The following is a 3,724-nucleotide window of genomic DNA, read 5'->3' as shown; positions in this document are numbered from 1 at the left end:
TCGGGCAGTCGCTGTACCGCACGGGCGTGCACCTCGTCGGCCGTGAGATGCACGTGGTCGCCGTCGAGGACCTCCGCAACGACACGCCGCTGGGATGTCATCCGCCAGCCACGCCCCCGCAGTCGCTCCAGCAGGTCACTCATATCGATTCACCTGTTCTGGCTCGGTGGGATAACCGAAGTTTACCGGCAGATGTCCGGGTTCTGATTGGAAGCGGATTAGGCGACCTTCTAGACCTGGCCTCTGTCCATAAGGGCGGTGGGATTGCTGGGGCGGGCACGCTGCCACAGGTCCGAGAGGAGGTATAGGGCTACCCGGCGGCAATGTGTGCGGTCTCGCTCTCGCTGATGCCGCGTATGCCGGACAGGGCCAGCCTCACTCCCCAGGTGCCCTCCGGGGCTCGTTCCATGGCGTGCTGGGGCTGGGAATGGTTGCTGTCGACAGGGAGGACGGCCACGTTGTGGCGGCGGGCGTCGGACGATGACCAGACGGTTGGCCCACATGCCGGGGTCGTGCTCCAGGAGACCTGGCGTACAGGACGGCGGAGTCATGGGCTCTGAGCAGGCCGATTGCAGGGCGGGAACGGCGAAGGCGACGGCGTGCGCCCTGCAGAAGCCATAGGGCCGAAGGCCTCGAGGATGTCCCCCGGGGTCGGGACCTCGATGTGTACCCGCGAGTTTCGCGGAAGGCTGCAAACAAGAATAGGGGTCCCAGGTTCAGCACTCCATTACATGCCAGGTCCAGCATATAATTGCTTATTTCCGCTTCTCACGTGAGCGGAGTGATGATGATCAGGAAAAAGTCGCCGTTTCTCGCAGTTCTCAGAGGCCGGGAGAGTCGTCAACCAAGGCCCCAAACGACTTTAGTCTTGCTTGTTACGCGGGGGTGCTCTGCGTGTTCTCGCAGCGGTGCGGTCTGCGGTGCGCGACCATACGGACGCCGACATAGGCTCAACATCGGCGTCGTGCATGAGGGTAGGTTCTCGCTGGCCGCTAGCCCGCATTTACTGCCGCGGGTCTGGTCAGGCGTTTCCAGCCGGCGGGCGCCATGGCGCGCTACGGGCGCGGGTCGCAGTGCTCGACACCAGCAAAGCAACCAACGTCAAGAGCAAGCAGCCAGCAGAAGGAAACACTGAGACAGGAAGAAGGACGGACGTGTCCGGCAGCGAAAGCGAGAACCCAGTAATCCCCTCCCCGACCCCCACGCCGACTCGACCCAGGACGAACCGGGACTGGTGGCCGAATCAGCTGGACCTTCAGGTTCTCCACCAGCACTCGCCTCAGTCCAATCCGATGGGCGAGGACTTCAACTACGCAGAAGAGTTCACGACCCTCGACCTCGACGCGCTAAAGCAGGACGTCTTCGAGGTGATGACGACATCGCAGGACTGGTGGCCTGCCGACTACGGCCACTACGGGCCGCTCTTCATCCGGATGAGTTGGCATGCCGCGGGAACGTACCGTATCGCCGATGGCCGGGGCGGTGGCGGCGCCGGCGCTCAGCGCTTTGCCCCCCTCAACAGTTGGCCGGACAACGCGAGCCTCGACAAGGCGCGCCGTTTGCTCTGGCCGGTGAAGCAGAAGTACGGCCGGAAAATCTCCTGGGCCGACCTTCTGGTCTTCGCCGGCAACTGTGCCATGGAATCGATGGGGTTCACGACGTTCGGGTTCGGCTTCGGGCGAGAGGACATCTGGGAACCCGAGGAAATCTTCTGGGGGCCTGAGGACACATGGCTCGGAGATGAGCGCTACAGCGGCGACAGAGAACTCGCCGGTCCTTTCGGTGCCGTGCAGATGGGACTGATCTACGTCAATCCGGAGGGGCCCAACGGTAACCCGGATCCGATGGCTGCAGCCAGGGACATTCGCGAGACATTCGGGCGTATGGCGATGAATGACGAGGAGACGGTTGCGCTCATCGTCGGCGGCCACACGTTCGGCAAGTGCCATGGGGCAGCCGATGCCGGGTATATCGGTCCGGAACCCGAGGCCTGCCCCATCGAGCAGCAAGGCCTCGGCTGGAGGAACACTTACGGCAGCGGCAAGGGCGCCGACGCGCTTACCAGTGGGCTCGAGGGCGCATGGACCTCCGAGCCGACGAAGTGGGACAACGGGTACCTGGACAACCTGTTCAGGTACGACTGGGAGCTGACGACGAGCCCCGCCGGTGCGAAGCAGTGGACTCCCACGGATCCCTCGGCCAAGGGCACTGTGCCTGATGCTCATGATCCGTCGAAGAGGCATGCTCCCATGATGCTGACGACGGACCTCGCGCTGAAGGTGGATCCGATCTATGGGCCGATTGTGAAGAGCTTCCACGAGAACCCGGACAAACTCGCGGAAGCGTTCGCCAAGGCGTGGTACAAGCTGTTGCACCGCGACATGGGACCCCTCTCGCGTTACCTCGGCCCGTGGGTTCCCGGGCCGCAGCTGTGGCAGGACCCCGTCCCCGAGGTCGATCACGAGCTGGCCGCGGAGGAGGACATCGCTGCCCTCAAGGGCAGGATCCTCGCCTCGGGACTTTCCATCTCCCAGCTGGTCACCACCGCTTGGGCGTCGGCGGCAAGCTTCCGCGGCACCGACAAGCGTGGCGGAGCCAACGGGGCACGGATTCGACTCGCGCCGCAAAGGGACTGGGAGGTCAATGACCTGCCCGAGGTGGCCGAGGTGTTGCAGACCCTCGAGCTGATCCGGCAGGACTTCAACCTCTCACAGGCTGGTGGAACGAAGGTTTCGCTCGCTGACCTGATCGTCTTGGGCGGGTGCGCGGCCGTCGAGCAAGCCGCGAAGAACGCCGGGCACGACATCACAGTCCCGTTCGCACCGGGGCGCACGGACGCCTCGCAGGAGCAGACCGACGTGGAGTCGTTCGCCGTGCTCGAACCCAGGGCAGATGCGTTCCGCAACTATCTCCGGGCGGGAGAGAAGTTGTCGCCGGAGACTCTCCTACTGGACCGCGCGAACCTGTTGACACTGACCGCTCCCGAAATGACGGTTCTGATCGGCGGCATGCGGGCCCTGAACACCAGCTTCGGGCGATCCCCACACGGCGTCTTCACCCACCGGCCGGAGAAACTGACCAATGACTTCTTCGTCAACCTGCTCGACCTGGGTACGGAGTGGAAGGCGTCGGCGTCGGCTGAGAACGTATTCGAAGGTCGGGATGGCGCCACGGGCGAGGTCAAGTGGACCGCCGCCGCCGTCGACCTCATCTTCGGTTCGCACTCCCAGCTCCGAGCCGTCTCGGAGGTCTACGCGTCCGAGGACGCGGGAGAGAAGTTCGTGCGTGACTTCGTGGCAGCGTGGGACAAGGTGATGAACCTCGATCGGTTCGACCTCGCCTGAGCCCGACGTCCCGGTCGGCCGCTCATCGGCCGACCGGGACATCCTCGGGATCCGGTCAGGGGAGGTGCTGCGGACCGCGTGCTCAGAACTCCTAACGAAATGATCTTATTGCCGGATAGCCGGGGCCGCCCGGCCGCACAGGGTGTCGGGCGGCCCGCACAGGAGGGCTCAAGCAGTTCAGAGCTGTCGCCACCCGCTACGACAAGCGCGGATACCTCTTCCTCGGCACCGTCACCGCTGCCGCGCTCCTCATCTGGCTCCGCTCATGATCGAGGAGACAAGGCACTAGTAGGACTCCGTTAGGTTGTTCTGGCTCTTGGGTTGTGGCTGGTGGTGGATGTTGTGGGCAGGGGGCGGTGGCAGGTGGTGCAGGTGCCTGT

At 64.3% G+C, this 3,724-nt stretch carries 1 protein-coding gene and 3 pseudogenes; 2 read left to right on the top strand and 2 right to left on the bottom strand.

What is annotated here, in order from left to right; all coding sequences use genetic code 11:
* Positions 1-143: pseudogene (locus ABZS64_RS39115) on the bottom strand (transcriptional repressor); the annotation flags it as partial.
* 170 nt (positions 144-313) lie between these two features.
* Positions 314-620: pseudogene (locus tag ABZS64_RS39110) on the bottom strand (hypothetical protein); the annotation flags it as partial.
* A gap of 534 nt (positions 621-1,154) precedes the next feature.
* Here ABZS64_RS39110 and katG point away from each other — a divergent pair.
* A complete protein-coding gene (gene katG / locus ABZS64_RS39105) occupies positions 1,155-3,344 on the top strand; it encodes a catalase/peroxidase HPI (RefSeq protein WP_355839955.1) in 2,190 nt (729 codons plus the stop codon).
* 167 nt (positions 3,345-3,511) lie between these two features.
* Positions 3,512-3,613 (top strand): annotated as a pseudogene (locus ABZS64_RS39100) (IS5/IS1182 family transposase); the annotation flags it as partial.
* Between the last annotated feature and the right edge of the window lie 111 nt (positions 3,614-3,724).

This window comes from Streptomyces sp. NPDC005408, from assembly GCF_040606445.1.
In the GTDB taxonomy this organism is placed as follows: Bacteria; Actinomycetota; Actinomycetes; order Streptomycetales; family Streptomycetaceae; genus Streptomyces.
This window is presented reverse-complemented; position numbering and strand designations above follow the sequence as displayed.